Consider the following 24,145-nt stretch of genomic DNA (forward strand, 5'->3'; position numbering starts at 1 on the left):
ACTTGATCGTCCGGCGGCAAGCCCGGCGGAGCCACCACCATGACGATCTGGATTTCACGGGAGGAAACCTGATGCTCGACAAGGCCCCTGGCAAGAAATTGTCCGACCTGCTCGATCAGTTCGGCGCCGCGCTTGCTGCCAATGACATCGAGAAGGCGGTCGATTGCTTTCAAGAGGATTGCTACTGGCGCGACCTCGTTACCTTCACCTGGAACATCAAGACCATGGAAGGCCGCGACCAGGTCCGCGACATGCTGAAAAGCCAGTTGTCGAACACCAAGCCATCGAATTTTGCCATCGCCAAGGGCGAGGACGCGACCGAGAGCGGCGGGCTGATCGAGGGCTGGATCAGCTTCGAGACGGAGGTGGCACGCGGCTTCGGTCATATCAGACTGAAGGACGGCAAGATCTGGACGCTGCTGACCACCATGGCCGAACTGAAAGGCCACGAGGAGCCGGCAGGCTTCGCGCGGCCGATGGGCGCCAGGCACGGCTCGGGCAAGAACCGTCCGACATGGAAGGAAGAACGCGAGAGGGAGGCCGCCGAGCTCGGCTTCAAGACGCAGCCCTATACGGTGATCATCGGTGGCGGCCAGGGCGGTATCGCGCTCGGCGCGCGGCTGCGGCAGCTTGGCGTTCCCACCATCATCATCGAGAAGAACGAGCGCGCCGGCGACAGCTGGCGCAAGCGCTACAAGTCGCTCTGCCTGCATGACCCGGTCTGGTACGACCATCTGCCCTATATCGACTTCCCCAAGAACTGGCCGGTCTTCTCGCCCAAGGACAAGATCGGCGACTGGCTGGAAATGTACACCAAGGTGATGGAGTTGAACTACTGGTCCTCGACCGAGGCCAAAAGCGCTTCCTATGACGACAAGACGAAGGAATGGACCGTTATCGTCCACCGCGACGGCAAGGACATCACGCTGAAGCCGAAGCAACTGGTGCTGGCCACCGGACAGTCCGGCAAGGCCAATCTGCCGAAATTCAAGGGCATGGAGACCTTCAAGGGAGACCAGCACCACTCCTCCAAGCATCCGGGTCCCGACGCCTATGCCGGCAAAAAGGCCGTTGTCATCGGCTCCAACAATTCCGCCCATGACATCGCTGCGGCACTTTGGGAAGCCGGCGCCGACGTCACCATGGTGCAGCGCTCCAGTACCCACATCTCCCGGTCCGACACGTTGATGGAAATCGGACTGGGTTCGCTCTATTCGGAGCAGGCGCTGCAGAATGGCATCACCACGGCCAAGGCCGATCTCATCTTCGCGTCGCTGCCCTACAAGATCCTGCACGAGTTCCAGATCCCGGCCTATGCCGAGATGAAGAAACGCGACGCGGCCTTCTACAACGGGCTGGAAAAGGCCGGCTTCATGCTCGACTGGGGCGACGACGAATCCGGCCTGTTCATGAAGTACCTCAGGCGCGGCTCTGGCTATTACATCGATGTCGGCGCCTCGCAGCTGGTCATCGATGGTTCGATCAAGCTGAAGAGCGGCGTCGACGTCGAAGAGATCAAGCAGCACTCGGTTCTGCTCAGCGACGGGTCGGAACTGCCTGCGGACCTCATCGTCTACGCCACCGGCTACGGCTCGATGAACGGCTGGGCCGCCGATCTGATATCGCGCGAAACCGCCGACAAGGTCGGCAAATGCTGGGGCCTCGGCTCGAACACCACCAAGGATCCCGGCCCCTGGGAAGGCGAATTGCGCAACATGTGGAAGCCGACGCAACAGGAAGCGCTGTGGTTCCACGGCGGCAACCTGCATCAGTCGCGCCACTATTCGCAATTCCTGTCGCTGCAACTGAAGGCGCGGCACGAAGGCATCGCGACGCCGGTCTATGGGCTGCAGCAGGTTCACCATAAGGGATAGCCGAGCGCCATTCCGGCAAAGCCAGCCGAAAGAAAGAAGGAGGCACGGCTTGCACCCTGCCTCCTTTCTCGAGGGATTACGCCGGCTTGCCCGCCGCGAACTGGGTCACTACCCGCTGCAGCAGCGGCACGTAATCGCGAAATGTCCGTGTCTTCATGTCGGCGATCTTGCCGCTCTCGTCCCAGATGCGGACCCGGACCGCTTCCTCATGGAACGGGTTCTTGCGGAACTCGGCAACCTCCTCGGCACTCATGGGCCCGCCTTGCAGCGACAGCGTATGAACCGAGGCCTGCGAAAGCTTGCCGAAATAGGTCGGGTCGGTAGCGCAGAGATAGCGCTTGGCCGCGACATGCAGCCTGACGCATTCGACGATGACCGGTGGAAAGAACGGTGCCAGCACCTCGCCGCCGGCCTCGTCATGATGCTTGTCTTCTACATCCTCGGGCGAATAGGTGCCGAACTCGCTGGTGTAGTGACCGATGTCGTGCAGCAGCGCCGCCGCAACCAGCTCGTCGGGCGCGCCGTCCTTTTCGGCGAACCAGGCGCCCTGCAGCATGTGCTCCGACATGGTGACGGGTTCGCCGAGATAGGATTCCGCGCCCCGGCGCTCGAAGATATCGGCGATGAACTCGACGATGGTGTCCGCGTTCAAATCCTGGCCGCTCATTCCGCCGCCTCCTTGAACCCATGCTCGATCGCCGCGAGCGTCGACAGCAGGCCGTCCTTGTCGGCGTAGCAGCCCTGCAGCCAGCGCTTGCCGGTACCGGAAAATGCCTTGCGCGCATGCATGACGCGCGTGTTGTCGACGATGAAAGCCTGCCCCGCTTCCAGCTTGAACGTCACCTCGAAGGATGGATCCTCGATCAGTTCGGCGAACCGGCGATAGGCGGCGTAGTACGCTTCCATATCGGCGAACGAAACGTCGACAGTCGGCGCCAGCGAGCGGTTGTTGAAGCGGATGCAGATCAGCTCGCCATCGGGCCCGAGCTCGATCATCGGCCGCTTCGCCTGAAGCCGAACGCCGGAAGAGCCGGCATATTCGAAGCGCGCCGGGCATGAGCTCAGCAGCCGGAAACCTTCCGGGTTCTCAGCCTGCAGCGCAGCCGCGACAGCAAACCCGTCGACGACGCTGGATTCGCCGCCCTCAACCGTATTCTCGATGCAGGACAGGATCTGCAGCGTCGGCACGGGGTCGCGATAGGGGTTGTCGGTGTGCGCCTGGAGGCCGAGATTGGTGTAGGCGAGATTGTTCGGATTGACCTCGGCGCGCACTTCGAACCAGCGGCCGTAATTGGTCTCCCTGATATAGCCGAAAAGATCGGACACTTTGCACAGCGCCCCGGATTCGGCCGGCAGATCGTCCATCACCGCAAAACCATAGGCTTTCACGGCCGACAGCCATTGCCGCAAAACGGCTTGGTCGCCGCTGGCAGCAGAATAACCGGCGCGCGGCACCGAATTCTGCATGGCGGCCTTGGTCCATCGCACGATATCCTCGCCTGTCCAGCCAGGCCGGCGCGCCTCACCGCGATCATAGGTGTTGGCGCGCAGCCATGACGCGGGAAAGCTGACCGTCTTCTGCTCGGGCACGAAGCTGACTTCCAGGGCGCCGCCCTTGACCGATGCGGCACCGATCCTGGTGCCGGCGGGAATGTCGAGAATGGTGATCAGCCGTTGGCCGTTGCCGGCGCTGCGCGTCTTGTCGTCCAGCGCATTGTCGCGCAGCCACACGGCATGAAAACGGCTGCGCGTCCCGTCCTGCCAGCCAAGGTCGATTGTTCTGCCTTCGTCGCCGATCAGCGCGTGGGTGAGCATGAGATCCGTTCCTGTCCTTTGCGTCCCCCGCAGCCTCATCCGCAGGGTTTCGATTGCATGGTGATCGCGCGACAGGCATAACTCAAATTATCATTTTTTGGCCAATGACCGCAGAACACTAATGACTCGAGCAAACCCACCCTTGCCGCCTCTGGACTGGCTGCGCAGTTTCGAGGCGGCGGCGCGGCTGTCGAATTTCACCGCGGCGGCAAGCGAGCTTGGCCTCACCCAGGCGGCCGTCAGCCAGCACATCCGGTTTCTTGAGGAGCGGCTGAAGACACGTTTGTTTTCGCGGCTGGCGCGCGGCGTCGCGCTGTCGCCGGAGGGTGCCGCCTATCTGCCGCACATCCAGTCGGCCTTCGCCACCATCGGCAACAGCACCGCGGAACTGTTCGAGCCGCGCGCGGTCCAGACCGTGACCATCCGGGCGCCGATCTCCTTTGCCTTGCTGATGCTGGTTCCGGCGCTGCCCGATCTCGCAAAGGCACTGCCGCGCATCCAGCTCGATCTGCTGACGATCCATCGCCCGACCGATTACGACCTGCCGGGCTCGGTGCTGGATATCCGTTTCGGCAACGGGTCTTTTCCTGGTCGCGAGGCCGACAGGCTGACCGCCGAGCGGCTCGTGCCGGTGGCGTCGCCGGGCCTCGTCAGCGACGCCGACTGGACCTCCTTGCCGCTGCTTCTGGTTGCCGGCGCACGCGAGATGTGGGCGGAATGGTTCGCCGCCGCCGGGTTGGCCGGCCACCCCAGGCGATCGCACCGTTTCGATAGCTTCGTTGCCGCCATGGAGGCGGCGAGCGCCGGTGCCGGTGTGCTGCTTGGCTCGCGGCCGCTGGTCGATGCGGCACTCGACAGCAAGACGCTGGTCAGGCTTTCCGACTACGAACTCTCCAGCACATCGGGGCATTTCCTGACCAAGGCGTCGACAGCGCGCCTGACCGGTGCCGAACAGGATTTTCGCCAGTGGCTGCTGTCGCGCCTCTCCGCGCTGGCATGACCGGTTACGAGAATGGCCCGATCCGCTTCCAGTAGATCAGCGTGCCGGTCAGCCCACCGTGCGGCTTTAGGGCATAGTCCGGTATCTCACCGGCCAGCGTGAAGCCCAACCGCTCATAGAGGCCTGAGGCGCCCTCGTCGGTCGCCGTGTCCAGAACCAGCAGCGTGCGGCCTTTCTCCACGGCAAGGCTCTCGGCGGCCCGCATCAGGCGCGTTCCCACGCCCCTGCCCCGGCAATCGATTGATGTCATCAGCTTGGCGATTTCGGCCCGGTGCGGCTGGTTGGGCGGACAGTCGAGCAGCAAGGTCACGGTACCGACGAGGTTCTTGCCGTCCCAGGCGCCAAGCAGCACTCGTTCGCCCCTTGCCGCCGCAGCCAGTGATTTCTCCCAGAAGGCCCTTGCCGCCTGCGGCGCCAACGGATGCATGAAGCTGACCGATCCGCCTGCCGCCACCGTTGCGACCAGCAATTCGGCCAGCATATCCTGCGTCTCGGCAGCCGGGTCAAGGGTTGCGATCTCGATCGAATTCATGTGCAGGACATCCTGTGATAGAAGCTGACGCATCGCTGTCACTCCAGATGGCGCACGCGGCGTCGCTTTCGCGCCGCCTTGATGGCGCTGATGCGTTCGGTGTCTTCGTGCCCGAGATGCCGCCCGCGCTCGAGAATCTCGAGCGTGTACTCCTCATAGGTCAGGCCCAGCCGCTCGGCTCTGTCCATGCGCAGCAGCATCACCTCGTGGCTCGGCGCCTTCCACGCCTTGGCATGGGCGGCCTGCCAGGCCAGGAAGATGTAAGGATCGCCCTTGCCCCATGGCGGGCCCTTGTATTCATCGAGAGGCGGCCCCCCATTGTGGGAGCGATTTGGTCTTCTTGCCATTGTGTCAGCCCCTGACCAGCGCGACCAGATAGTCGGCACCGGGCTCCAGGGCATGGAAGGTGCAGTCCGACGGCGCCCCAAGCGCCAGGCAGTCGCCTGGTTCGAGCCTGTGCACTGTCTCACCTTCGACGAATTCGAGCCGCCCGGAAATCAGCCATATCTGCTGCTTGATGAAGGCATATGAAGCAGCCGGAAAACTGACCCTGGCCCCTGCCGGCAGATGCACCTTGATCAGCTCCAGTGGCATGTCGGAAGCCGGCGAAAGATGCCGCCTGACATAGCCGGTATCGGGATCGCGCCACACCGGCTGGTCGGTCTCGCGCAACAGCCCGCCGCCCTGCAACTCCGCGCGTGCGATCAAGGTCGACAGCGTCATGCCGAAGGCCGACGCGATGCGCACCAGAAGCGCCGCCGTCGGGCTGGTCTTGCCCCGCTCGATCGTGCTGAGCATCGCCTTCGAGACGCCGGAACGCTCCGCGAGTTCCGCCAGGGACCAGTCGCGCGCGATTCTTTCGGCGTGTATCCTGCGGCCGATCGTCGAGGAAATGTCGTTCGCTATATCATCCATATGTCTATTATAGCGAAAACGTACACGCCGGAGAAGAGCCGCTTTGCGACAATTTTCACGGGCTCCTTAATGCTCTCTACACCATCCGACCTCATCGGGCCTTAACCCCATTCCGGTAGGATCGATGCTCCAGGGAAATGGGGATTGGCCTGTCCATGTATGTCGAACGCGAAGCCTCCGTCGGGGAACCGACCTCGCAGGAGCGCCGCCAGGCCGAGCAGAACGACAAGCGCATCCTCGGCAATGTCGTGCAATGCGATGGCGCGCGCGCCACCATCAGCGCCTATGCGGACGATGCCGACGGCGCGGTGACCGGCCTGTGGACGGTCGGGAAGATGATTTCCATCAATCTCGGATCGACGCGAACCGTCGGCCTGGTCTACGGGATCGGCAAGTCGGACCGCGCCTGGAGCAATGAGGGCCAAAACGCCATCGAGGTCAGCATCGAACTGATCGGCGAAGTCCGTGACGGAGCAGAGCCCGGCGCCAAACCGGTCTTCGACCGCGGCATCACCACCTATCCGCATATCGGCGCCGTAGCGCATCGCATCCGCACCCGCGACCTGCAGGCGGTCTATGACCTCGCCGGGCGTCATTCGATCACCATCGGCACGCTCGCGCAGGACGAGACGATCGCCGCCAACATCGCCATCGACGATACGCTGGCGCGTCACTTCGCCATTGTCGGCACAACCGGCGTCGGCAAATCCACCGCCGTCTCGCTGCTGCTGCGCAAGTCGATAGCGGCACGGCCGGATCTGCGTATCCTGATCCTCGACCCGCACAACGAGTTCGCTGCATCGCTGCCCGAATACTGCGTCAGGGTCGATTCCAAAACCTTGGATCTGCCGTTCTGGATGTTCAAGCTCGAGGAATTCGCCGAGGTGCTGTTCCGGGGCCGCGAGACCGAGCCGGAAGAAATCGACGCCTTGCGCGACCTCATCCCGGCCGCCAAGAATCTCTACCGCAACCCGAATTCGGGCTCCTATATCAGGCGCGGCAGCGATGCGCTGACCGCCGATACGCCGGTGCCTTACCGCATCGCCGACCTGCTCAAGCAGATCGATGAGCGCATGGGCATGCTCGAAAGCAAGACCGATCGCCCGACGCTCAAATCGCTGAAGACGCGCATCGAATCGGCGGCGGCCGATCCACGCTACCGCTTCATGTTCAACTCGCGCCTGATCGAGGACACCATCCACGAGACGATCGGCAACATCTTCCGCGTGCCGCATCATGGCCGCCCGGTAACCTGCTTCGAAATGGCCGGCATGCCGTCCGAAGTGGTCAATTCGGTCTGCTCGGTGCTGGCGCGCCTGGCCTTCGACCTCGCTCTGTGGAGCGAGGGCAAGTTGCAGCTTCTGTTTTTGTGCGAAGAAGCGCACCGCTATATGCCGGCCGACCCGCGTCTCGGCTTCGCGCCGACCAGGCATGCGCTTTCGCGCATCGCCAAGGAAGGCCGCAAATATGGCTGCTATCTCGGCGTCGTCACCCAGCGCCCTGGCGAGCTCGACCCGACCATCCTGTCGCAATGCTCGACCTTCTTTGCCATGCGGCTCGCCAATGAGCAGGACCAGGCGATCATCCGCTCGGCGATTGCCGACTCTTCCGCCTCGACGCTTGCCTTCCTGTCCTCCATGGGCCAGCGCGAAGCCATCGCCTTCGGCGAAGGCGTGGCGACGACCATGCGGCTGAAGTTCGAAAAACTGCCGAGCGAACTGCTCCCCGGCACCGCAAAACGCGAAGAGGCCACGTCGAAGCCGGGCGACGATGTCGATCTGGTGGCGATCGTGGAACGACTGCGCAACGTGCCTAAATCAACCCAGCAGGCGATGGCCTTCGCCGAGGTCGTCGATTCAGGCCGCCAGGCCGGCGATCCCGACTACCGCAAGCCACCCGCCGCGCGCGCGCCGTCGGACGACGATTTCGACATGCGCTACGGTCTCAAACCCGCAACCTTCGGCCTGCGCCCGCAAAACGATTGAGCCTGCAGTTCCCTGACGACCGGCCGGTAAGCCGCACCGGGGACTCCATCGTCAAACCAGCTTGGGTAAGCGCGAAAGGGAATTCATCAGGCCGGGTTGAATGGCGTGGTTTTCGAGAAGCCGGAGCGGAGCGGACATTCAGTCCGTGAGCACCGGAAGTCGAGAAAGCCGCGTCAGGCAACCGGCCTCATGAATTCTTCTTCGGGATTTTAGGCGCAGACGCGGTTGCGGCCCTGCCTCTTCGCCTCGTAAAGCTGGCGGTCGGCGCGGCGATAGAACTCTTCCGCTGTTTCCTTGCGGTCCCATACGGCAAGCCCGACACTGGTGGTGATCTTCAGGCGGACATTGCCTGACAGCACCGACATGTTGGCGATCGCCTTGCGGATCCGCTCGGCAAACTTGCCCAGAAGCTCGGCGTCCATGTTCGGCGTGACCACGGCGAACTCCTCGCCGCCCAACCGCGCCACCACATCGTGGTAGCGCGTCATATCCTTGAGACAGCTCGCGACGGCCTTGAGCACTTCGTCGCCGACGTCATGGCCGTGGGTGTCGTTGACCTGCTTGAAATGGTCGAGATCGAGGATCATCAGCCCGACGGGCTTTTCGATGCGCCGGAACTCCTCGAGATACTCCTTCAGCGCATCATCGAAATAGCGCCGGTTCTGCATGCCGGTCAGGCCATCGGTCAGCGCCGCATGCTCGAATGTTTCCGAGCGCGCGCTGAGCGAGACCGTCATGGCGCGCAGCTTGCCTTCCTCCGTCGCCTGTTTGCGGATCAGCGGATAGATGAAGAAAATGCCGAAGAACAGCGCGGTGGCCAGGAGCACGCCGGTCGCAAACAAGAGCTTGTTGAGATAGATGACCTTGTCCAGACCCGAAGCCGTATGCAACTCGTCGGCGAAGGATTGCAGAAGTCCATAAGCATGCAGCGTCACCAGGCCGGCGGCCAGGATCACGAATATAAAGACGAAAAACGCTGATTCCGCCTTGTGGAAACGCATCTGCTCCCCGTTGGAAAAGTGCCCACCGACCTTATGGCATGGGCGGGCTTACGGAGGGTTAATTCGGACAACCCCAACGGGAACCTTTCCTTGCAGGTAAACTTTTCAGGTTGCATCGGAAGCAAGCGTTAAGATCGTGGTTTCCAGATCATCACCGGGGCGCAACCTCAGCCATTCCGGCCCCAATTGATGCCTGAACCAGGTGGTTTGCCGCTTGGAATATTGCCTGGTCGCGATCTTGGCGCGTTCGATTGCCTCGGGAAAGCCAATCTCTCCGGCCATAGCCGCCTGCAGTTCGCGAACGCCGATGGCTTTCACCGCCGGCAATTCGGGATCGAGGCCAAGTGCCGCAAGCCGCTTGACCTCGTCTAGCGCGCCCTTGTCCAGCATTTGGTCGAAGCGCTTGTCGATGCGTCCGACCAACGCCGCCCGTTCCGGCTCGATCACGAAGAAACGCGCGCTTTCCCTGTCGATGAGCGGCTGGCCGCGCTCTGCCTGCCATTCCAGGATCGAACGGCCAGACGCATCGAGAACCTCCAATGCGCGCACGATGCGCTGGCTGTCGGTCGGCTTGAGCATCATGGCGGCCGCCGAATCCTCGCGCAGCAGCAGGCTGTGCAGCTTGACGGCGCCCTGCTCCTTCAATTCGTAGCGCCAACGGTCGCGGACCCGCTGCGGAATGTCGGGCATTTCCGAAATGCCCTCGGCCAGCGCACGAAAGTAGAGGCCGGTGCCGCCGACAAAAATCACTGGCCGTTCGGAGAATGTGCCGTCGTCGATCAACTTCCTCACGTCGCGCAGCCAGGCGCCGGTGGAATAGGGTGTCGCCGGGTGGACATGGCCATACAGAAAATGCGGTGCGCGGGCGAGGTCGGCCGCCTCCGGCCGCGCGGTCAGCACGTCGAGCACCGAATAGCCCTGCATGGAATCGGTGTTGACGATCACGCCACCCCTGCGCTCGGCCAGATCGAGCGCAAGCGCCGACTTGCCGCTGGCGGTCGGCCCGGCTATCAGGATCGCGTTCTTCACGCGGCCCTCGCCCGCCTGCCCGCCGGAATGTTCCATGCCGCTCATCGCCACGCTTGTTTCCCGTCCCACTGAGCGCGCTTTGTCGCTGTCGCTTGCGAATATGGCCTCACGGTCGGTCGGCGCAAGCGCTGTTGTCTGGCTGGCTGAAGGTATTGCCTGCGATCTCGTCCTGCCCGGGGCAGCCGACGCCGCCGTTACGAGTGCCGTCTTGCGCACGGCACTCGCCAGCGAAGCGGTCGACGTGATCATCCAGGAGGCAGAAACCCGCCGCAAGAAAATCCTGATCGCCGACATGGATTCGACCATGATCGACCAGGAATGCATCGACGAGCTGGCCGACGAGATCGGCGTCAAGGATCGGGTTGCCACGATTACCGCGCGATCCATGAATGGCGAGATCGCCTTCGAACCGGCTTTGCGCGAGCGGGTGGCGCTGCTCAAGGGCCTCGACGCCGCCGTGGTCGATCGCATCGTCGCCAATCGCCTGACGCTGGCCTCGGGCGGCCGTGTTCTGGTCCGGACCATGCGCGCCAATGGCGCCTGGACGGCACTCGTGTCTGGCGGATTCGAGGTCTTCACGACGCGCATCGCCGCCATGCTCGGCTTCCAGGAGAACCGTGCCAATCGCCTGCTCGAACAGGACGGCCGCTTCACCGGGCTGGTCGGCGAGCCGATCCTCGGCCGAGCCGCCAAGGCCGACGCGCTGATCGAAATTTCAGCGCGCCTCGGCCTGACACCCACCGACGCCATCGCCGTTGGTGACGGCGCCAATGATCTCGACATGATCCGCCTGGCCGGTACCGGTGTCGCGCTTCACGCCAAGCCGACGGTAGCGGCACAGGCCAAGGTCCGCATCGATCATGGCGACCTGACCGCGCTGCTCTATATGCAAGGCTACAGGCAGGAGGAGTTTGTGCAATGAAACCAATGCGGACCGAACGCCTGATCCTGCGCAACTGGGAGGATCGCGACCGCGACCTGTTCCACCGCATCAACTCCGACGACCGGGTCATGGAGTTCTTTCCATTCCGCCGCGACCGCGCCCAGGCGGATGCCAAGATGGACGAGGTCCGCGCGTGGATCGATAAGGACGGCTATGGCTTCGCCGCTGCCGAGATTGCGGCCACGGGCCAATGTATCGGTTTTGTCGGGATAACCGGGACGGAAGATATCGACGTCCTGCCAGCCGGTACGATCGAGATCGGCTGGCGTCTCGCACCGGAATTTTGGGGCAAGGGCTACGTCACCGAAGCCTCAGAGGCTTGGCTGGCCTACGGTTTCGAAAGGCTGGGCCTTGGCGAGATTGTCTCCTTTGCCGTCGAGAACAACCACCGCTCCACGGCCGTCATGGAGCGCCTCGGCATGAGCGCGGATCCGTCTGCCGAATTCGACCACCCCGGCATTCCCGACAGCCACCCCGCGCTCAAGCGCCATGTCCTGTACAGACTGTCACGCCAAGACTGGCAGGCAAGAAAAAGGGCGGCCCGCTAGCCGCCCTTTCCATTCAAGATGAGGATTTCGCCGGATCTTCCGGATCTCAGTCCATCCGGATCGTCACGAACCTGAGCTCGCCGGTCTTCGAGGCCAGCATCAAGAGCGCATTCTTGCGCCCCTGTTCCTTCAAGGCGCCGATCCGGTCCATGACATCCTTGGGGGTGGCAACCGATTCCTGTGCGATCTCGGTGATCACCTCGCCGGGCTGGATGCCGCGTTCGGCGGCTGCCGAGTCCTTGGCGACGTCGGTGATGACGACGCCCGAAACATCGGCCGCAATGCTGAACTTCTTGCGTGTCTCGTCGTTCAGTTCGCCGACCGTCATGCCGAGCACCGAAGCAGTGGAAACGGCCGGAGCCTTGTCGCCCTTGTCCTGATCGGTGTTGCTGCCCTCCTCGCTGCTGGCGAGCTTCTCGCCATCCTCGAGCCGGCCAAGCGTCACTTTCACGGTCTGCTCGACACCCTTTCGCACGATGAGCACATCGACCGCCTTGCCAACCGGGCTTTCGGCGACGACGCGCGGCAGATCGCGCATCTCATGGATATCCTTGCCGTCGAACTTGATGACGACGTCGCCCGCCTGGATGGTGCCATTGTCGACCGGGCCGCCCTTGATCACGCCGGCAACCAGTGCGCCCTTGGCGGTCGCCATGCCGAGGCTCTCGGCGATGTCGTCGGTCACCGGCTGGATGCGCACGCCGAGCCAGCCGCGCCGTGTCTCGCCGAACTGACGCAACTGGTCGACGACACCCGAGGCGAGCTGCGAGGGGATGGAAAAACCGATGCCGATCGAGCCACCGGAAGGCGAAATGATCGCCGTGTTGATGCCGATGACCTCGCCCGCGCTGTTGAACAGCGGTCCGCCGGAATTGCCGCGGTTGATCGCGGCATCGGTCTGGATGAAGTCGTCATAGGGGCCGGAGTTGATGTCGCGGTTGCGGGCAGAGACGATGCCGACCGTCACCGTGCCGCCGAGGCCGAACGGATTGCCGATCGCCATCACCCAGTCGCCGACGCGCATCTTGGTGGAATCCCCGAACTTCACCGCCGTCAGCTTGTGGCCTTTCGGATCCACCTTGAGCACGGCGACATCGGTCTTGGTGTCGGTGCCGACCAGCGTCGCCTTCAAGGTGACGCCATCGGAAAAATTGACCTCGATATCGTCGGCGTCGGCGATGACATGGTTGTTGGTTACGACGATGCCTTGCTCGGCATCGATGACGAAGCCGGAGCCCAGCGACTGCACCTTCTGCGCGCCGTTGTCCTTGTCGCCGCCGCGGTTCTTGAAGAAATCGTCGAAGAAATCCTGGAAGGGCGAACCCTCGGGCAATTGCGGCATCGGCACCGCGCCCGGGCCTTCGGTACCCTTGACCGTCTGCGAGGTCGATATGTTGACCACCGCGCCGAGCAGGCCTTGCGCCAGATCGGCGACCGAAGCGGGCCCATCGGCGGCAAATGTCGGCGTCACGAAGGACGGGACAGCGACGGCGCTGACAAGCAGTGCCGCCGCGCCGGCGATGAATGTCCGCCGCGCCGCGCGCAGAATTTTATTGGATGTCATCGAGAGGCCTCCCGGTATTCTTGAAAAGAAAAGCGCTTCGACGAAAACGCCACGTCACGCCATGTTGGCAAAAAATACGGCACGTTTGCGGCTATGACTATCGGCAGAGGATAAATCATCGCCGCCGTCATGCGCCTCGTACCAGCCAGACGATGCCGACGCCGATCGCGATCGCCGCCAGCCCGGCAATCCGCAGCGCGTTCTCGGGCAGCGACAGCACTTCGGTGGCAAGCTTCCTGGCCAGGCCGGGAAAGCCGCCATAGACCAGACCCTCTATGACGAGGACGAGGCCCATGGCGGCAAGAAAATCCTGCACCGGCCGCTACTGGCCGGTGCTGGGCTGTGCCGCCGGCGCGGCGGGTGCCGTCGCCGGAGCGTTTGGCGCAGGCGAAGCAGGCTTTGCCGGCCCCTCGCTGCCGTCGGGATTGCGGAAGAAGCGGAAGAACTCCGAGTTCGGCGACAACACCATCGTTGTTCCGGTGTTGTCCAGCGCCGTGCCATAGGCATTCATCGACCGGTAGAAGTCGAAGAAAGCCGGATCGCGCTGATAGGCTCCCGCGAAGGTGGCGCTGCGCTGGGCCTCGCCCTCGCCGCGCAAGATTTCCGACTCTTTTTGCGCTTCGGCGACAATCTCGACCACTTCGCGATCGGCGCGGGCGGTGATGCGCTGTGCCGCCTCATTGCCGCGCGCCCTCAGCCGGGCAGCTTCCGCCAGGCGTTCCGCCTTCATGCGGTCGAAGGTCTGCTGCGAGACTTCGGCCGTGAGATCGGTGCGGCGAATGCGGACATCCTCGATCTGCAGGCCGAGCGATGTGGCATCGGGCCTGAGCTGGTCGCGGACTTCGCGCATCATCACGCCGCGCTCTTCGGAGAGTGCTGCCTCGAAATCACGCAGACCATAGACACGGCGCAAGGCAGCGTCGAGACGCGTCCTGAGCCGGGCCTCGGCCAATTCGATCTGACCGGACACCGCGGCGCGGAAGACCCGCGGATCCGAGATGCGATAGGCGATGAAGGCATCGACCTCATAGAACTTGCCGCCCGAGACCTGGACGCGAATGTTGTCGAGGTCGAAGCGCAGCACCCGGTTCTCGATCAGCTGCACGGTGTCGGCGTCGAAGAACGAGAACGGCGCCTTGAAGTAGATGCCGGGTTCGCTCTTGACGTCGACGATCTCGCCGAACCTGAGCACCAGCGCCTGCTGGCGCGCATTGACCACGAAGACCGAGGAATAGAGCAGGAACAGGATAACCGCTGCTGCGACGACGATGATGGGAAGACGGTTGGCCATCACTGGTTACCTCCCGTAGCGCCACTGGGCGCAGCGGGTGCCGGCGCTTTCGGCTGCAATGCCGGCAGCGGCAGATAGGGAACGACCCCTTGCCCGTTGCCCTGCTCGACGATGACCTTGCTCGAATCCTTCAGAACCTTCTCCATGGTTTCCAGGTAGAGGCGCTTGCGCGTTACATCGGGCGCCTTGGCATATTCGTCATAGACCGAGATGAAGCGCTGCGCCTCACCCTCGGCTTCCTGCACGACCCGGTTCTTGTAGGCGGCCGCATCTTCGCGGATCTGTGCGGCCTCGCCGCGCGCCTGCCCGAGCTTCTGGTTGGAATACTGATTGGCCTGCTCGACGAACTTGTCCTCGTCCTGCTCGGCGCGCTGCACCTCGTCGAACGCATCGGCCACTTCGCGTGGCGGTGCCGCATCCTCGATCGAGACGGCGTTGACGTTGAGACCGGCCTTGTAGCCGTCCAACGTCGACTGGATGATTTCACGCACCGAGGCGGCAATGCCCTGGCGGTCGTCGCGGAAGATGTCCTGCGCCGGCCGGCGGCCGACGGCTTCACGCATGGCGCTTTCGGCAACCTGCCGCAGCATGCCGTCGGGATCGGACACGTCGAACAGATACGCCCTCGGGTCGGAGACCTGATAGGCCACCGAGAACTGGACGTTGACGATGTTCTGGTCGCCGGTAAGCATCAGCCCGGACGTGTTGCCACTCGTCGCGCCGCCGCCGCCGATATCGACGAGCTGCTCGGAAATCTTGGCCGTCTCGACGGTTTCGAGCGGCCACCAATGGAAATGCAGGCCAGGCTGCGACAGTTCGGTCTTCGGCTTGCCGAAGCGCAGTTCGACCGCGACCTCGTCGGGCTGCACGGTATAAACCGCCTTGAACGCCCACAGCACCACAAGTGCAGCCGCGATCAGTGCGAAGATAGCCGGGCTCGCGCCGCCGCCACCCGGAAGAGCGCGCCGCAGCCGGTCCTGGCCGCGGCGGATGATGTCTTCGAGATCTGGAGGCGAGCCCTGTGGCCCGCTCGGTCCCTTTGGACCCTGCCCCCAGGGTCCCTGATTGTTGCCGCCGCCACCCCACGGGCCGCCGCCACCGCCGCTTTTGTCGTTCCAGGGCATGAATGTCCTTTCGCTTGGAATTCCCTCAAGCGCCGGTATTACGGCGCAAAATCCAGTATTGTTCTTCTATAGGGACGCCACGAGGCGCTTTCAACGCGATGCGCTGCCGACTTCGTCCGATTTGTCCGGTCGCGACCCTTTGTCTTCCTTCAATGCCCCTTTTTTCAGTCAATGTCTCTCTCGGCGCCGCTCGTAAACCGAATAGCGCGTCGCGTGGCTGTCCTTTTCCCCAGCGGGAAACTCCCGCGAGCTGACAATGCGCCAGGACTCCGGATCGATCGGCGGGAAATGCGCGTCGCCGTCGACCGCTGCCAGCACATGGGTGACATGCAGGCGATCGGCCAGCAGCATGGCCTGGGCATAGATTTCGCCGCCGCCGATGACGCACACCTCGTCCACATCGGCCATGCGGCGCCCGCGCACCGTCGCCAACTGGACCGCGGCTTCGAGCGAATGTGCCACCTCGACGCCCTCGGCACGCCAAGTCTTGTCGCGGGTGACGACGATGTTCAACCTGCCCGGCAGCGGCCGGCCGATGCCCTCATAGGTCTTGCGGCCCATGATGATGGGCTTGCCCATCGTATCGGCCCTGAAGCGCTTGAGATCGGTGGAGAGCCGCCACGGGAGCCCGCCGTCCCGCCCGATCACGCCGTTCTCGGCAATGGCAACGTAGATTGCGACGTGCATCAATTGTCGTCCGTTGGCTCGAGGATCAGGACGTCGATGTCGCGCTCGGGGTAGAAATCATCCGTCGTCATCTCGAAGGTCATCGGTCCGGTCTTTTTGACATTGTCACCGCAGAACGAGACCAGGGCTTTCGGATTGCCCTTGTCGATCGTCAGCTTGAACCTGCCGATCGTGCCGGTGGCCCAGTTGCCGCCGGTGGTCAGGATATAGGCGATGCGGTTCTCGACATATTTGGGGTAGCCGTCAGGGTCGTCCTTGGCCGCTTTGCGCACGGCATTTTCGAATGTGTCGTCCATGCAATAGCGGGGCTTGTAGGCCGCATACTGACCCTGGAATTTGCCGTCGTAGAAGAAGCTCACTGAAGACGTGCCGCCGACGCTCGGCTTGTAGTGGTGGGAAACATGGACGTCCTTGTTGGCCGGAAAGGTCGAACGCCACCAGTAGGTCGAACGCAGTTGCCAGAACGGCGTGTAGACCTTGGTCGTCTCGGTGCCGTCGCTGCCGGTGTCCTCGATGATGATACCTCGGTTCACCCAGTCATCGACAACCGCTTGCGGCAGCTTGGCCAGTGCCGCCTTCGCCGCATCGCCGAAAGGATAGAACGGCACGTTTTGCGCCCTCAGCTCGGCGCTGATGTCGATGCCGAGCGCCAACACTTTCTGCTCGAGCTGCGGCTTGACGGCGACACCGTCGATCGTCACCTCGAAGCCGAGGAAATTGTCGCTCTGATTTTCAGGGATCGCCGGGATTTCTTCGGGATTGCCCGATATGTCGGGCATCGGGAAGGCGACGATTGCCTCGACATCCTTGTCTGTGTTGTTGTGGAAGACGTAGCCGACCGTCACCTTTTCCGGCGAGATGAAAAGATCCTCGCTTTGCATCGCCACGGCATCGCTGCGCGACAGGATCAGGCCGCCGGTGCCAAGTTCGGCAACCGAATCATTGGCGAAGGCGGGCGCGGGCGACAGGGCCAGCACGGCGGTCAGAACATATCGCAACATGGAAGCCCCCTCGGCTAGAATGCTTGCAGGACCCTAGCCGTTTCAATGTGGCGTTTCAAAGCCCTTCCGTATCCGCGGACGCACCAAAGGGAGCTGGACACGCGCCAACGCGGTCTGGACACGCGCCAGCGCGGTCTGGACTAACAAGTCCCGATCGGGCAGGAGTTCGCCCCATGCGCAAGCTTCTCGTCATCGGCATCGGCGCCGGCAATCCCGACCATATGACCGTTCAGGCCATATCAGGCCTGAATCAGGCGGATGTATTGTTCATCCCCGACAAGGGCGCGAAAAAAAATGAGCTGGCGGAACTGCGCCGCCGGATATGCGACCGCTTCGTCACCAATCCGAAGTCACGCCGCGTCGAATTCGACGTGCCGCTGCGCGACCTCCCGGTAGAAGATGGGCCGGCGACCTCCTACCGCTCGACCGTCGATGACTGGCATGAGGCCATCGCCGCGATCTACGAAGGCCTGATCCGCGACGAGATTGCAGGCGACGGCTGCGGCGCTTTTTTGATCTGGGGCGACCCTTCGCTCTACGACAGCGCGCTGCGCATCCTCGAGCGCGTGCGCCTGCGAGGCAATGTGGCGTTCGAGCTTGAGGTGATCCCCGGCATCACCGCCGTCCAGGCGCTTGCCGCCAGTCACAAGATGGCGCTGAACCGCATCGGCGATTCCGTCCTCATCACCACCGGCCGCCGCCTGGCCAAGGAAGGCATGCCGGACAACGCCGGGAGCGCGGTCGTCCTGCTGGACGGCAAATGCGCTTTCAACACGCTGGCCGACAAGGATGTCGTCATCCATTGGGGCGCCTATCTCGGAACGGAAGACGAGATCACTCTCTCCGGCAGGATCGGTGACATCGGCACAAAGATCGCAGAGGTTCGAGAGGAAGCTCGTCGGCGGAAGGGCTGGATCATGGACAGCTATTTGCTGCGCAAGCCCGGTGAAGAGCAATAAGTCCTACTCCCCTACTCCCCTACTCCCCTACTCCCTTCCTCCTCACCCAGCCTCAATCTCCGCCTGCAGCGCCTCCATATGCGTCGCTGCCGCGGCCGCGGCCGCGCGCTCGATGGCGCGAAAACGGCTGACCACTGCCAGGCCGACCGCCGTCAGTTGCGCGCCGCCGCCCTTGCGACCGCCGGTCTGTGCCGCCACCAGCGGCTTGCCGAATACCCGGTTCATGTCCTCGACCAGGTCCCAGGCGTGCTTATAGGACATCTCCATGCCGCGCGCGGCGGCCGAGATGGAGCCGAAGGCGGCGATCTGTTCCAGGAGTTCGATCTTGCCCGGCCCGACGCGCCCGTCGGGATCGAGATTTATCCGCAAGCTCAGCGACGGCATCATTACTCTCCGCGGTCAAACCCCAACCTCATACTAGAAGCTCCCTGGCGAAACCGCTATTCCAAAAAGACATAGCGGGATCATCCATCCGCCTCGGCGGACAGGCCGGCGCCGGTGTTGGCCCGGTCGAAGCTCACCGTCTTGATCACCGCGAAAACCTTACCGCCAAGATGAAGCTTCAGCGCCTGCCGCGACTGTTCGGTGATGCGGGCAAGCACGGTTGCGCCATTGCAGTCGATGCCGACCTCGACCGCCGGGCCCTCGCCCGGGATTATCGCGGTAATGGTTCCCGGCAGGATGTTGAGCGCGCTGAGGCCCCTCGGCTTTTCGGTGGCGATCATCACATCGCGGGCGCGGATACGGATGCGCACCGGCGTACCTGTTTTCATCGCCAGTTGTGGCACCCGGAGCTCGCCCGCGGCCGAGCCGAGCACGGTCATGCCGAAAGTCTCGTCGTGATGCAGCACCCTGGTGTCCAGCACGGCGCCCCCCTCGCCGCGCTCCTCCGCCGGCAACAGGTCGAGCCTTTGCATCACCGCCCCGGTCGGCCCGCTGGCAATGACATTGCCGTGCGCCAGCATCACCACGTCGCTGGCCAGCCTCGCCACTTCGGCGACCGAATGACTGACATAGACGATCGGGATTTTCGTCTCGTCGCGCAGCCTTTCGACATAGGGCAGGATTTCGGCCTTGCGCGCTTCGTCGAGCGAGGCCAGCGGTTCGTCCATGAGCAGCAGTCTGGGGCTGGCAAGCAATGCCCGGCCGATCGCCACGCGCTGTTTCTCGCCGCCCGAGAGCTTTGCCGGCCGCCTGTTCATGAGCGGCCCGATGCCGAGCAGGTCGACGACGGCATCGATATCGGCGTAGCGCTCCGCCGGCGGTGTGAACCAGCGGCCGTAGCGCAGATTGCCGGCAACGCTCATATGCGGAAACAGCCGTGCGTCCTGGAACACCATGCCGATGCGGCGCTTGTGCTTCGGCACGAAAATGCCGGCACCGGTATCGACCAGCACACGGCCGTCGACCTCGATGCGCCCCTTGTCGGGCCGGATCAGCCCGGCAATCATGTCGATCAGCGTCGTCTTGCCCGACCCCGACGCTCCGAACAGCGCCGTCAGCCGCCCGGCGCTTTCGAAGCGGGCCTCGATGGCGAAACCACCCAGCCGATGACTTATGTCGACGAGAACGCTCATTCGATGTCCAGTCGCCGGCCGACGCGCCGCGCCAGCACCTCCGAAGCCACCAGCGCGGCCATGGAGATGACGATGGAAATCAGCGTCAGGCGGAGCGCCCCTTCATCGCCACCCGGCACCTGCATGAAGGTGTAGATCGCCGACGGCAATGTCTGCGTCTCATTGGGAATGTTGGAGACGAAGGTGATGGTGGCGCCGAACTCGCCCATCGCCTTGGCGAAGGCCAGGATGGCGCCGGCAATCAGCCCGGGCAGGATCAACGGCAGCGTGATGGTGGCGAACACCCAGAGCGAATTGGCGCCGAGCGTTCCCGCCGCCGCTTCCATCTTGCGGTCCACCGCCTCGATCGACAACCGGATCGCCCGCACCATCAGCGGAAAGCCCATGACGCCGCAGGCCAGCGCCGCACCCGTCCAGCGGAAGGAGAAGACAATGCCGAAATGCTCTGCCAGGAAAGCGCCGGCCGGGCCGCGCCGGCCGAAGGTGAGCAGCAGCAGGTAGCCGGTCACCACCGGCGGCAGGATCAGAGGCAGATGCACCAGCCCGTTGAGAACGGTCTTGCCCCAGAATTGTCCCCGGGCAAGCAGCAGTGCGATCAATATGCCCGGCGGCAGGCTGGCAAGCATCGCCACCGTCGCCACCTTGATGGACAGCCGGACCGCATTCCATTCGTCGGGAGTGAGGTCCAGCAGCCAGTTCATAATGCCCCTTGGAACTCAGTTGCTCGGCGCGAGCACGGTAAATCCCTGATCCTTGAACAGCGCGGCCGCCTTGGCCGACTGCAGGCACTTCAGGAAAGCCGGCGTGTCCTTGTCCTTCGAATCGGCGGTCTGGGCAACCGGATAGATGATCGGCGGATGCGAATCCTCCGGGAAGGTGCCGACCACCTTGACGCCCTTTTCAGCATGCGCGTCGGTGGCATAGATAATGCCAAGGGCTGCTTCGCCCGTCGAAACCAGCTTCAGTGCCGCGCGCACATTCTCGGCCTGCGCCACCTTGCCCTCGACCGAGGACCAGACGCCGAGCGATTCAAGTGCGGCCTTGCCATATTTACCGGCCGGCACCGCCTTGAAATCGCCCATGGCGAGCTTGCCGTCGCCGATCAGCTTGGCGAGATCAAAGCCCTTCTTGATCCTGGTGTCGACCGCCGAGTCCTTCGGCGCCACCAGCACGATCTGATTGCCCAGCAGCTTCACTTCGGTGTCCGGCCTGGTCAGCTTCTTGTCGGAGAGATATTTCATCCAGTCGAGGTCGGCCGAGATGAAGACGTCGGCAGGCGCCCCGCCCTCGATCTGCTTGGCCAGCGCCGAGCTCGCGGCATAGGAGACAGTCGCCGCCTCGCCGACATCGGCCTCGCAGGCCTTGTTCACCGCGTCGAGCGCGTCCTTGAGGCTGGCCGCGGCAAACACCACCACCCTGTCTTCCGCATGTGCTGCCGGCACGACTGCCATCAGCGCCGCAGCGAAACCGCCAATGGCGATCGCCCTCGATCCAAAACCTTTGCGCGTCATGGAAAACTCTCCCTGGTTTGAAATCCGATCGACCCGAAGCCTGCCAACCGATATATCCGCATGAATATAACAAGGGAAGGCCCGGCGCCTCCTGAAGCGTCTGTACGATACAGATTGTTCTCGTAAGACCGCCAAAGAAGGGAGCCGTCACCTCGCATGTCAGGATCAACATTGGCGGCGCAATCGTCACCGCCTCAATCACCATGAGGCCGTCGCCGAAGCTCGAAAAAGGCAAACAGGCCTATGCCGCGGTCAAGGCCTCAGACGTGATGGTCGGCATCGACTGATCGGCGCGTGATTCAGGGTAGAGTAAAGCCTCGGACTCAGACCGCGATCGGCGCCTTGATGCTTGCATCGGCGACGTAATTTTCCAGCCGGAAATCCTCGAAGCGGAAGGCGAACAGGTCCTTCACCTCCGGATTGATCCACATCGTCGGCAGCGTCCTCGGCGTGCGCCGCAGCTGCTCGCGCGCCTGCTCGAAATGGTTCGAGTAGAGATGCGCATCGCCAAGTGTGTGGACGAAATCGCCGGGTTTCAGCCCGGTGACCTGCGCCACCATCAAGGTCAGCAGGGCATAGGACGCGATGTTGAACGGCACACCAAGGAAGATATCGGCGGAACGCTGGTAGAGTTGGCAGGAAAGCCGCCCTTCCGAAACATAGAACTGGAACAGGCAGTGGCAGGGCGGCAGCGCCATCGCTTCCACCTCGGCTGGGTTCCATGCCGAAACGATCAGCCGCCGCGATTGAGGGTTTTTACGTATCTCCCTGAGAAGATTCGCGATCTGGTCGATCGAGCCGCCATGGCCGTCCGGCCAGGAACGCCACTGCTTGCCGTAGACCGGGCCGAGATCGCCATTCTCGTCGGCCCATTCGTCCCAGATCGAAACGCCATGGTCGGTGAGGTATTTGACGTTGGTGTCGCCGGCCAGGAACCACAGAAGCTCATGGACGATCGATTTGAGATGCAGCTTCTTGGTCGTGGTGACGGGAAAGCCGCGCGCCAGGTCGAAACGCATCTGGTAGCCGAAGACGGAGCGCGTTCCGGTGCCGGTGCGGTCGCCGCGATCGGCGCCGTTGTCCAGCACGTGCTGCAGGAGGTCGAGATACTGGCGCATCGGTTCCGGCTCGATTCGGTTGTTCAGCCATCATAGCTGACGGACAGGCGTCCGAACACCAGAAAGCGGCGCGCAAACCCTGCCCGAAGCCAGCCAGTCCCCACCAACAGGCTGGCGCGCAGGCCGCGCCAGCCCTGCAGTTAACGTGCGATCGTCAGAGGGAGCCGAGCTTACCCAGGTCCTTCGCAACCAGGTAGTAGAAGGTAACCCGGCTCTTGGTGTTATCGGCCGCCATCGCCTTGCAGGTCTTCTCGATGGACACATCGGCCTTCGCTGCATCGCTGATGCCGAGCTTCTTGGCGACCCAGTTGTCCCTGACACGCCCGAGTTCCTTCGGGTCGGTGCAGGATACCAGCGAGGAATCGCGGTTCCTGAGCGCGATGCCCAGGTGTTTGACGATCTTTTCAACCGCATCAGCACTGGCGCCGGCGTCGTATTTCTTCACGTCTGCAAGATAGTCGGCCATCAAAATTCCCCTCGTCGGCGCCACGGATCCGATCGATGAGGGCTGTGGCGCGCTGCTGCAACTTGTGCGCTAGGTCGGTAACTCCTCACCGTGGCAAAGCTTCGGTTGAGACCGCGCCCGAGTCAACCCTTGGGACTTGCGGTTTTGACACGGGGACAAAGTGCCACTGCGGCCTTTCATTTCCTGCGATCGCCCCCTATATTCAGTTTGTCGGCTTGACCGACTATGGCGATAAATGGGCGATGAAATAAGCCGTTCGGACCCGGGGGCGGTACCCGGCGCCTCCACCAAAAGCCGCTGTTGATGACAGAGCGGTTTTTGCTGGGGGCGAAATAGGATCGACGAAGGTGTAAAGATCGTACTTTTGCCCGGCATGGTACCACCGTCATCGGGCTAAACCTGTAGTTGCAAATGACAACTATGCGGAAGCACGTCTCGCCGCGTAAGCGGTGCGATAGCTTCAAATCAAGCCCTAGAGGTTCGCACTTCTAGGCGGGGTTCGGAGGTACCTGGCAACAGAAACCTCCACTTCTCCCCTCCTCCGATATGCAGCATGCGCAGTGGCAGATTCGCCGCGAAGGCGCCCTGCCGGATGCTCCCTCTCCATGGACAAAAACATGCAACACGATTCCGATCGCTTCTTCGTGCTGACCGGCGGTCCCGGCTCCGGCAAGACCACCCTGATAGAAGCCCTGCGCCACGCAGGCTTTGCCACTTCGGTGGAAGCCGGGCGCGGCATTATCCGCGACCAGTCCGCCATTGGCGGACCCGCTTTGCCCTGGCACGATCGCCAGCTGTTTGCCGAGTTGATGCTGTCATGGGAGATGCGCTCATATCAAATCGCGCGAAAACAGACCGGGCGTCCTGTTTTTTTCGATCGTGGCGTCCCGGACACGCTCGGCTATCTCAGGCTGAGCGGCCTGCCGGTACCCGAACACGCCAACGCTGCCGCCGAGCGCTTCCGCTATCATCAGCGCGTCTTCGTCGCCCCGCTTTGGCCGGAGATCTTCGCGCAGGACGAAGAGCGCAAGCAGACGCTCGACGAGGCCGAGCGTACCCACCAGGCGCTGGTCGGCGTCTACACGGAACTGGGCTATGAGATGATTCCGTTGCCGCTGGCATCTGTCGAGGCGCGGCTGCGCTTCGTGCTGGCCGAGACAGGATTGGCATGAAAAAGGCCGGGCATGACCCGGCCTTTGTTCTCA

27 protein-coding genes and 1 other RNA gene are annotated in these 24,145 nt (G+C 63.0%); 9 read left to right on the forward strand and 19 right to left on the reverse strand.

The window, feature by feature from the left end:
• The first annotated feature begins 71 nt into the window (after window positions 1–71).
• On the forward strand, window positions 72–1,874 hold the full coding sequence (locus LB558_RS12735) for an NAD(P)/FAD-dependent oxidoreductase (RefSeq protein WP_224697868.1): 1,803 nt from the start codon (window positions 72–74) through the stop codon (window positions 1,872–1,874).
• Between the two features lie 76 nt (window positions 1,875–1,950).
• Here LB558_RS12735 and LB558_RS12740 read toward each other — a convergent pair whose 3' ends face one another.
• Window positions 1,951–2,541, reverse strand: a complete 591-nt coding sequence (locus LB558_RS12740; protein WP_224697869.1) for an HD domain-containing protein — start codon at window positions 2,539–2,541, stop codon at window positions 1,951–1,953.
• Window positions 2,538–3,689: a gamma-butyrobetaine dioxygenase gene (locus LB558_RS12745; protein ID WP_224697870.1), complete on the reverse strand. Its 1,152-nt coding sequence runs from the start codon at window positions 3,687–3,689 to the stop codon at window positions 2,538–2,540. Before LB558_RS12745 ends, LB558_RS12740 begins: the two co-directional genes overlap by 4 nt.
• A 121-nt stretch (window positions 3,690–3,810) precedes the next feature.
• On the opposite strand from LB558_RS12745, the gene LB558_RS12750 reads away from it, so the two are divergent.
• Entirely contained in the window at window positions 3,811–4,689 is an 879-nt protein-coding gene (locus LB558_RS12750; RefSeq protein ID WP_224697871.1) for a LysR family transcriptional regulator, read from the forward strand.
• A 4-nt stretch (window positions 4,690–4,693) separates the two neighbouring features.
• Here the strand turns inward: LB558_RS12750 and LB558_RS12755 are convergent, their stop codons facing one another.
• Genes LB558_RS12755 through LB558_RS12765 form a run of 3 tightly spaced genes read right to left on the reverse strand, consistent with a single transcriptional unit; the run spans window position 4,694 to window position 6,136 of the window.
• Window positions 4,694–5,221 (reverse strand): GNAT family N-acetyltransferase, encoded by a 528-nt coding sequence (locus LB558_RS12755; RefSeq protein WP_224698035.1) that lies wholly within the window; start codon window positions 5,219–5,221, stop codon window positions 4,694–4,696.
• Between the two features lie 38 nt (window positions 5,222–5,259).
• Window positions 5,260–5,568 (reverse strand): hypothetical protein, encoded by a 309-nt coding sequence (locus LB558_RS12760; protein WP_224697872.1) that lies wholly within the window; start codon window positions 5,566–5,568, stop codon window positions 5,260–5,262.
• Between the two features lie 4 nt (window positions 5,569–5,572).
• Window positions 5,573–6,136 carry a helix-turn-helix domain-containing protein gene (locus tag LB558_RS12765; protein ID WP_224697873.1) on the reverse strand — a complete coding sequence of 188 codons (564 nt, stop codon included), beginning with the start codon at window positions 6,134–6,136 and terminating at the stop codon, window positions 5,573–5,575.
• A gap of 155 nt (window positions 6,137–6,291) precedes the next feature.
• Here LB558_RS12765 and LB558_RS12770 point away from each other — a divergent pair, with 155 nt between their 5' ends.
• Window positions 6,292–8,121: an ATP-binding protein gene (locus tag LB558_RS12770; RefSeq protein ID WP_127260799.1), complete on the forward strand. Its 1,830-nt coding sequence runs from the start codon at window positions 6,292–6,294 to the stop codon at window positions 8,119–8,121.
• Window positions 8,122–8,330: 209 nt separating this feature from the next.
• On the opposite strand, the gene LB558_RS12775 is transcribed toward LB558_RS12770, so the two are convergent.
• Both LB558_RS12775 and miaA read right to left on the reverse strand, forming a co-directional pair.
• Window positions 8,331–9,122, reverse strand: a complete 792-nt coding sequence (locus LB558_RS12775) for a GGDEF domain-containing protein (RefSeq protein ID WP_127260243.1) — start codon at window positions 9,120–9,122, stop codon at window positions 8,331–8,333.
• Window positions 9,123–9,227: 105 nt separating this feature from the next.
• Window positions 9,228–10,196, reverse strand: a complete 969-nt coding sequence (gene miaA, locus LB558_RS12780; protein ID WP_224697874.1) for a tRNA (adenosine(37)-N6)-dimethylallyltransferase MiaA — start codon at window positions 10,194–10,196, stop codon at window positions 9,228–9,230.
• Between miaA and serB the strand changes: the two genes are divergently transcribed.
• Window positions 10,186–11,073: a phosphoserine phosphatase SerB gene (gene serB / locus LB558_RS12785; protein WP_224697875.1), complete on the forward strand. Its 888-nt coding sequence runs from the start codon at window positions 10,186–10,188 to the stop codon at window positions 11,071–11,073. The two genes, miaA and serB, sit on opposite strands and share 11 nt — an antisense overlap.
• A complete protein-coding gene (locus LB558_RS12790) occupies window positions 11,070–11,642 on the forward strand; it encodes a GNAT family N-acetyltransferase (protein WP_224697876.1) in 573 nt (190 codons plus the stop codon). Before serB ends, LB558_RS12790 begins: the two co-directional genes overlap by 4 nt.
• Before the next feature lie 46 nt (window positions 11,643–11,688).
• Here LB558_RS12790 and LB558_RS12795 read toward each other — a convergent pair whose 3' ends face one another.
• From LB558_RS12795 to LB558_RS12820, 6 genes are all read right to left on the reverse strand, one after another.
• Window positions 11,689–13,206, reverse strand: coding sequence for a DegQ family serine endoprotease (locus LB558_RS12795; RefSeq protein ID WP_224697877.1), 1,518 nt, complete (start codon window positions 13,204–13,206; stop codon window positions 11,689–11,691).
• A 127-nt stretch (window positions 13,207–13,333) separates the two neighbouring features.
• Entirely contained in the window at window positions 13,334–13,522 is a 189-nt protein-coding gene (locus LB558_RS12800; RefSeq protein WP_013531032.1) for a DUF2065 domain-containing protein, read from the reverse strand.
• 6 nt (window positions 13,523–13,528) lie between these two features.
• Complete coding sequence (gene hflC / locus LB558_RS12805) at window positions 13,529–14,497, reverse strand: protease modulator HflC (protein WP_013531031.1); 969 nt, start codon at window positions 14,495–14,497, stop codon at window positions 13,529–13,531.
• Window positions 14,497–15,621 (reverse strand): FtsH protease activity modulator HflK, encoded by a 1,125-nt coding sequence (gene hflK / locus LB558_RS12810; RefSeq protein WP_224697878.1) that lies wholly within the window; start codon window positions 15,619–15,621, stop codon window positions 14,497–14,499. The genes hflC and hflK overlap by 1 nt, the downstream gene beginning before the upstream one ends.
• Before the next feature lie 168 nt (window positions 15,622–15,789).
• A complete protein-coding gene (locus tag LB558_RS12815) occupies window positions 15,790–16,308 on the reverse strand; it encodes a dihydrofolate reductase (RefSeq protein WP_224697879.1) in 519 nt (172 codons plus the stop codon).
• Entirely contained in the window at window positions 16,308–17,309 is a 1,002-nt protein-coding gene (locus LB558_RS12820) for a DUF4424 domain-containing protein (RefSeq protein ID WP_224697880.1), read from the reverse strand. The genes LB558_RS12815 and LB558_RS12820 overlap by 1 nt, the downstream gene beginning before the upstream one ends.
• A gap of 173 nt (window positions 17,310–17,482) precedes the next feature.
• On the opposite strand from LB558_RS12820, the gene cobF reads away from it, so the two are divergent.
• Complete coding sequence (gene cobF, locus LB558_RS12825; protein ID WP_224697881.1) at window positions 17,483–18,268, forward strand: precorrin-6A synthase (deacetylating); 786 nt, start codon at window positions 17,483–17,485, stop codon at window positions 18,266–18,268.
• Between the two features lie 42 nt (window positions 18,269–18,310).
• On the opposite strand, the gene LB558_RS12830 is transcribed toward cobF, so the two are convergent.
• The 4 genes from LB558_RS12830 to modA all read right to left on the reverse strand — a co-directional run bounded on the left by LB558_RS12830 (window position 18,311) and on the right by modA (window position 21,356).
• On the reverse strand, window positions 18,311–18,652 hold the full coding sequence (locus tag LB558_RS12830; RefSeq protein ID WP_013531026.1) for a winged helix-turn-helix domain-containing protein: 342 nt from the start codon (window positions 18,650–18,652) through the stop codon (window positions 18,311–18,313).
• Between the two features lie 80 nt (window positions 18,653–18,732).
• Window positions 18,733–19,845: a molybdenum ABC transporter ATP-binding protein gene (modC, locus tag LB558_RS12835; protein ID WP_224697882.1), complete on the reverse strand. Its 1,113-nt coding sequence runs from the start codon at window positions 19,843–19,845 to the stop codon at window positions 18,733–18,735.
• Window positions 19,842–20,546, reverse strand: a complete 705-nt coding sequence (gene modB, locus LB558_RS12840; protein WP_224697883.1) for a molybdate ABC transporter permease subunit — start codon at window positions 20,544–20,546, stop codon at window positions 19,842–19,844. Before modB ends, modC begins: the two co-directional genes overlap by 4 nt.
• 15 nt (window positions 20,547–20,561) lie before the next feature.
• On the reverse strand, window positions 20,562–21,356 hold the full coding sequence (modA, locus tag LB558_RS12845; protein ID WP_224697884.1) for a molybdate ABC transporter substrate-binding protein: 795 nt from the start codon (window positions 21,354–21,356) through the stop codon (window positions 20,562–20,564).
• A 107-nt stretch (window positions 21,357–21,463) separates the two neighbouring features.
• Here modA and LB558_RS12850 point away from each other — a divergent pair, with 107 nt between their 5' ends.
• Window positions 21,464–21,643: a TOBE domain-containing protein gene (locus LB558_RS12850; RefSeq protein WP_224698036.1), complete on the forward strand. Its 180-nt coding sequence runs from the start codon at window positions 21,464–21,466 to the stop codon at window positions 21,641–21,643.
• A gap of 36 nt (window positions 21,644–21,679) precedes the next feature.
• Here LB558_RS12850 and LB558_RS12855 read toward each other — a convergent pair whose 3' ends face one another.
• Both LB558_RS12855 and LB558_RS12860 read right to left on the reverse strand, forming a co-directional pair.
• Window positions 21,680–22,474 (reverse strand): thymidylate synthase, encoded by a 795-nt coding sequence (locus LB558_RS12855; RefSeq protein ID WP_224697885.1) that lies wholly within the window; start codon window positions 22,472–22,474, stop codon window positions 21,680–21,682.
• A 154-nt stretch (window positions 22,475–22,628) separates the two neighbouring features.
• On the reverse strand, window positions 22,629–22,940 hold the full coding sequence (locus LB558_RS12860; RefSeq protein WP_224697886.1) for a DUF2853 family protein: 312 nt from the start codon (window positions 22,938–22,940) through the stop codon (window positions 22,629–22,631).
• Between the two features lie 170 nt (window positions 22,941–23,110).
• Between LB558_RS12860 and ssrA the strand changes: the two genes are divergently transcribed.
• Window positions 23,111–23,470, forward strand: a transfer-messenger RNA (tmRNA) gene (ssrA, locus tag LB558_RS12865).
• Between the two features lie 87 nt (window positions 23,471–23,557).
• Window positions 23,558–24,112 (forward strand): AAA family ATPase, encoded by a 555-nt coding sequence (locus LB558_RS12870; RefSeq protein ID WP_224697887.1) that lies wholly within the window; start codon window positions 23,558–23,560, stop codon window positions 24,110–24,112.
• The last annotated feature ends 33 nt before the right edge of the window (window positions 24,113–24,145 follow it).

Source organism: Mesorhizobium sp. CO1-1-8, assembly GCF_020164875.1.
Lineage (GTDB): Bacteria > Pseudomonadota > Alphaproteobacteria > Rhizobiales > Rhizobiaceae > Mesorhizobium.

Bases quoted from the DNA above. Each gene is read 5' to 3' on its own strand.
- LB558_RS12735 (WP_224697868.1), top strand. From the start codon at position 72: ATGCTCGACAAGGCCCCTGGCAAGAAATTGTCCGACCTGCTCGATCAG.
- LB558_RS12740 (WP_224697869.1), bottom strand. From the start codon at position 2,541: ATGAGCGGCCAGGATTTGAACGCGGACACCATCGTCGAGTTCATCGCC.
- LB558_RS12745 (WP_224697870.1), bottom strand. From the start codon at position 3,689: ATGCTCACCCACGCGCTGATCGGCGACGAAGGCAGAACAATCGACCTT.
- LB558_RS12750 (WP_224697871.1), top strand. From the start codon at position 3,811: ATGACTCGAGCAAACCCACCCTTGCCGCCTCTGGACTGGCTGCGCAGT.
- LB558_RS12755 (WP_224698035.1), bottom strand. From the start codon at position 5,221: ATGAATTCGATCGAGATCGCAACCCTTGACCCGGCTGCCGAGACGCAG.
- LB558_RS12760 (WP_224697872.1), bottom strand. From the start codon at position 5,568: ATGGCAAGAAGACCAAATCGCTCCCACAATGGGGGGCCGCCTCTCGAT.
- LB558_RS12765 (WP_224697873.1), bottom strand. From the start codon at position 6,136: ATGGATGATATAGCGAACGACATTTCCTCGACGATCGGCCGCAGGATA.
- LB558_RS12770 (WP_127260799.1), top strand. From the start codon at position 6,292: ATGTATGTCGAACGCGAAGCCTCCGTCGGGGAACCGACCTCGCAGGAG.
- LB558_RS12775 (WP_127260243.1), bottom strand. From the start codon at position 9,122: ATGCGTTTCCACAAGGCGGAATCAGCGTTTTTCGTCTTTATATTCGTG.
- serB (WP_224697875.1), top strand. From the start codon at position 10,186: ATGCCGCTCATCGCCACGCTTGTTTCCCGTCCCACTGAGCGCGCTTTG.
- miaA (WP_224697874.1), bottom strand. From the start codon at position 10,196: ATGAGCGGCATGGAACATTCCGGCGGGCAGGCGGGCGAGGGCCGCGTG.
- LB558_RS12790 (WP_224697876.1), top strand. From the start codon at position 11,070: ATGAAACCAATGCGGACCGAACGCCTGATCCTGCGCAACTGGGAGGAT.
- LB558_RS12795 (WP_224697877.1), bottom strand. From the start codon at position 13,206: ATGACATCCAATAAAATTCTGCGCGCGGCGCGGCGGACATTCATCGCC.
- hflC (WP_013531031.1), bottom strand. From the start codon at position 14,497: ATGGCCAACCGTCTTCCCATCATCGTCGTCGCAGCAGCGGTTATCCTG.
- hflK (WP_224697878.1), bottom strand. From the start codon at position 15,621: ATGCCCTGGAACGACAAAAGCGGCGGTGGCGGCGGCCCGTGGGGTGGC.
- LB558_RS12815 (WP_224697879.1), bottom strand. From the start codon at position 16,308: ATGCACGTCGCAATCTACGTTGCCATTGCCGAGAACGGCGTGATCGGG.
- LB558_RS12820 (WP_224697880.1), bottom strand. From the start codon at position 17,309: ATGTTGCGATATGTTCTGACCGCCGTGCTGGCCCTGTCGCCCGCGCCC.
- cobF (WP_224697881.1), top strand. From the start codon at position 17,483: ATGCGCAAGCTTCTCGTCATCGGCATCGGCGCCGGCAATCCCGACCAT.
- LB558_RS12830 (WP_013531026.1), bottom strand. From the start codon at position 18,652: ATGCCGTCGCTGAGCTTGCGGATAAATCTCGATCCCGACGGGCGCGTC.
- modC (WP_224697882.1), bottom strand. From the start codon at position 19,845: ATGAGCGTTCTCGTCGACATAAGTCATCGGCTGGGTGGTTTCGCCATC.
- modB (WP_224697883.1), bottom strand. From the start codon at position 20,546: ATGAACTGGCTGCTGGACCTCACTCCCGACGAATGGAATGCGGTCCGG.
- modA (WP_224697884.1), bottom strand. From the start codon at position 21,356: ATGACGCGCAAAGGTTTTGGATCGAGGGCGATCGCCATTGGCGGTTTC.
- LB558_RS12855 (WP_224697885.1), bottom strand. From the start codon at position 22,474: ATGCGCCAGTATCTCGACCTCCTGCAGCACGTGCTGGACAACGGCGCC.
- LB558_RS12860 (WP_224697886.1), bottom strand. From the start codon at position 22,940: ATGGCCGACTATCTTGCAGACGTGAAGAAATACGACGCCGGCGCCAGT.
- LB558_RS12870 (WP_224697887.1), top strand. From the start codon at position 23,558: ATGCAACACGATTCCGATCGCTTCTTCGTGCTGACCGGCGGTCCCGGC.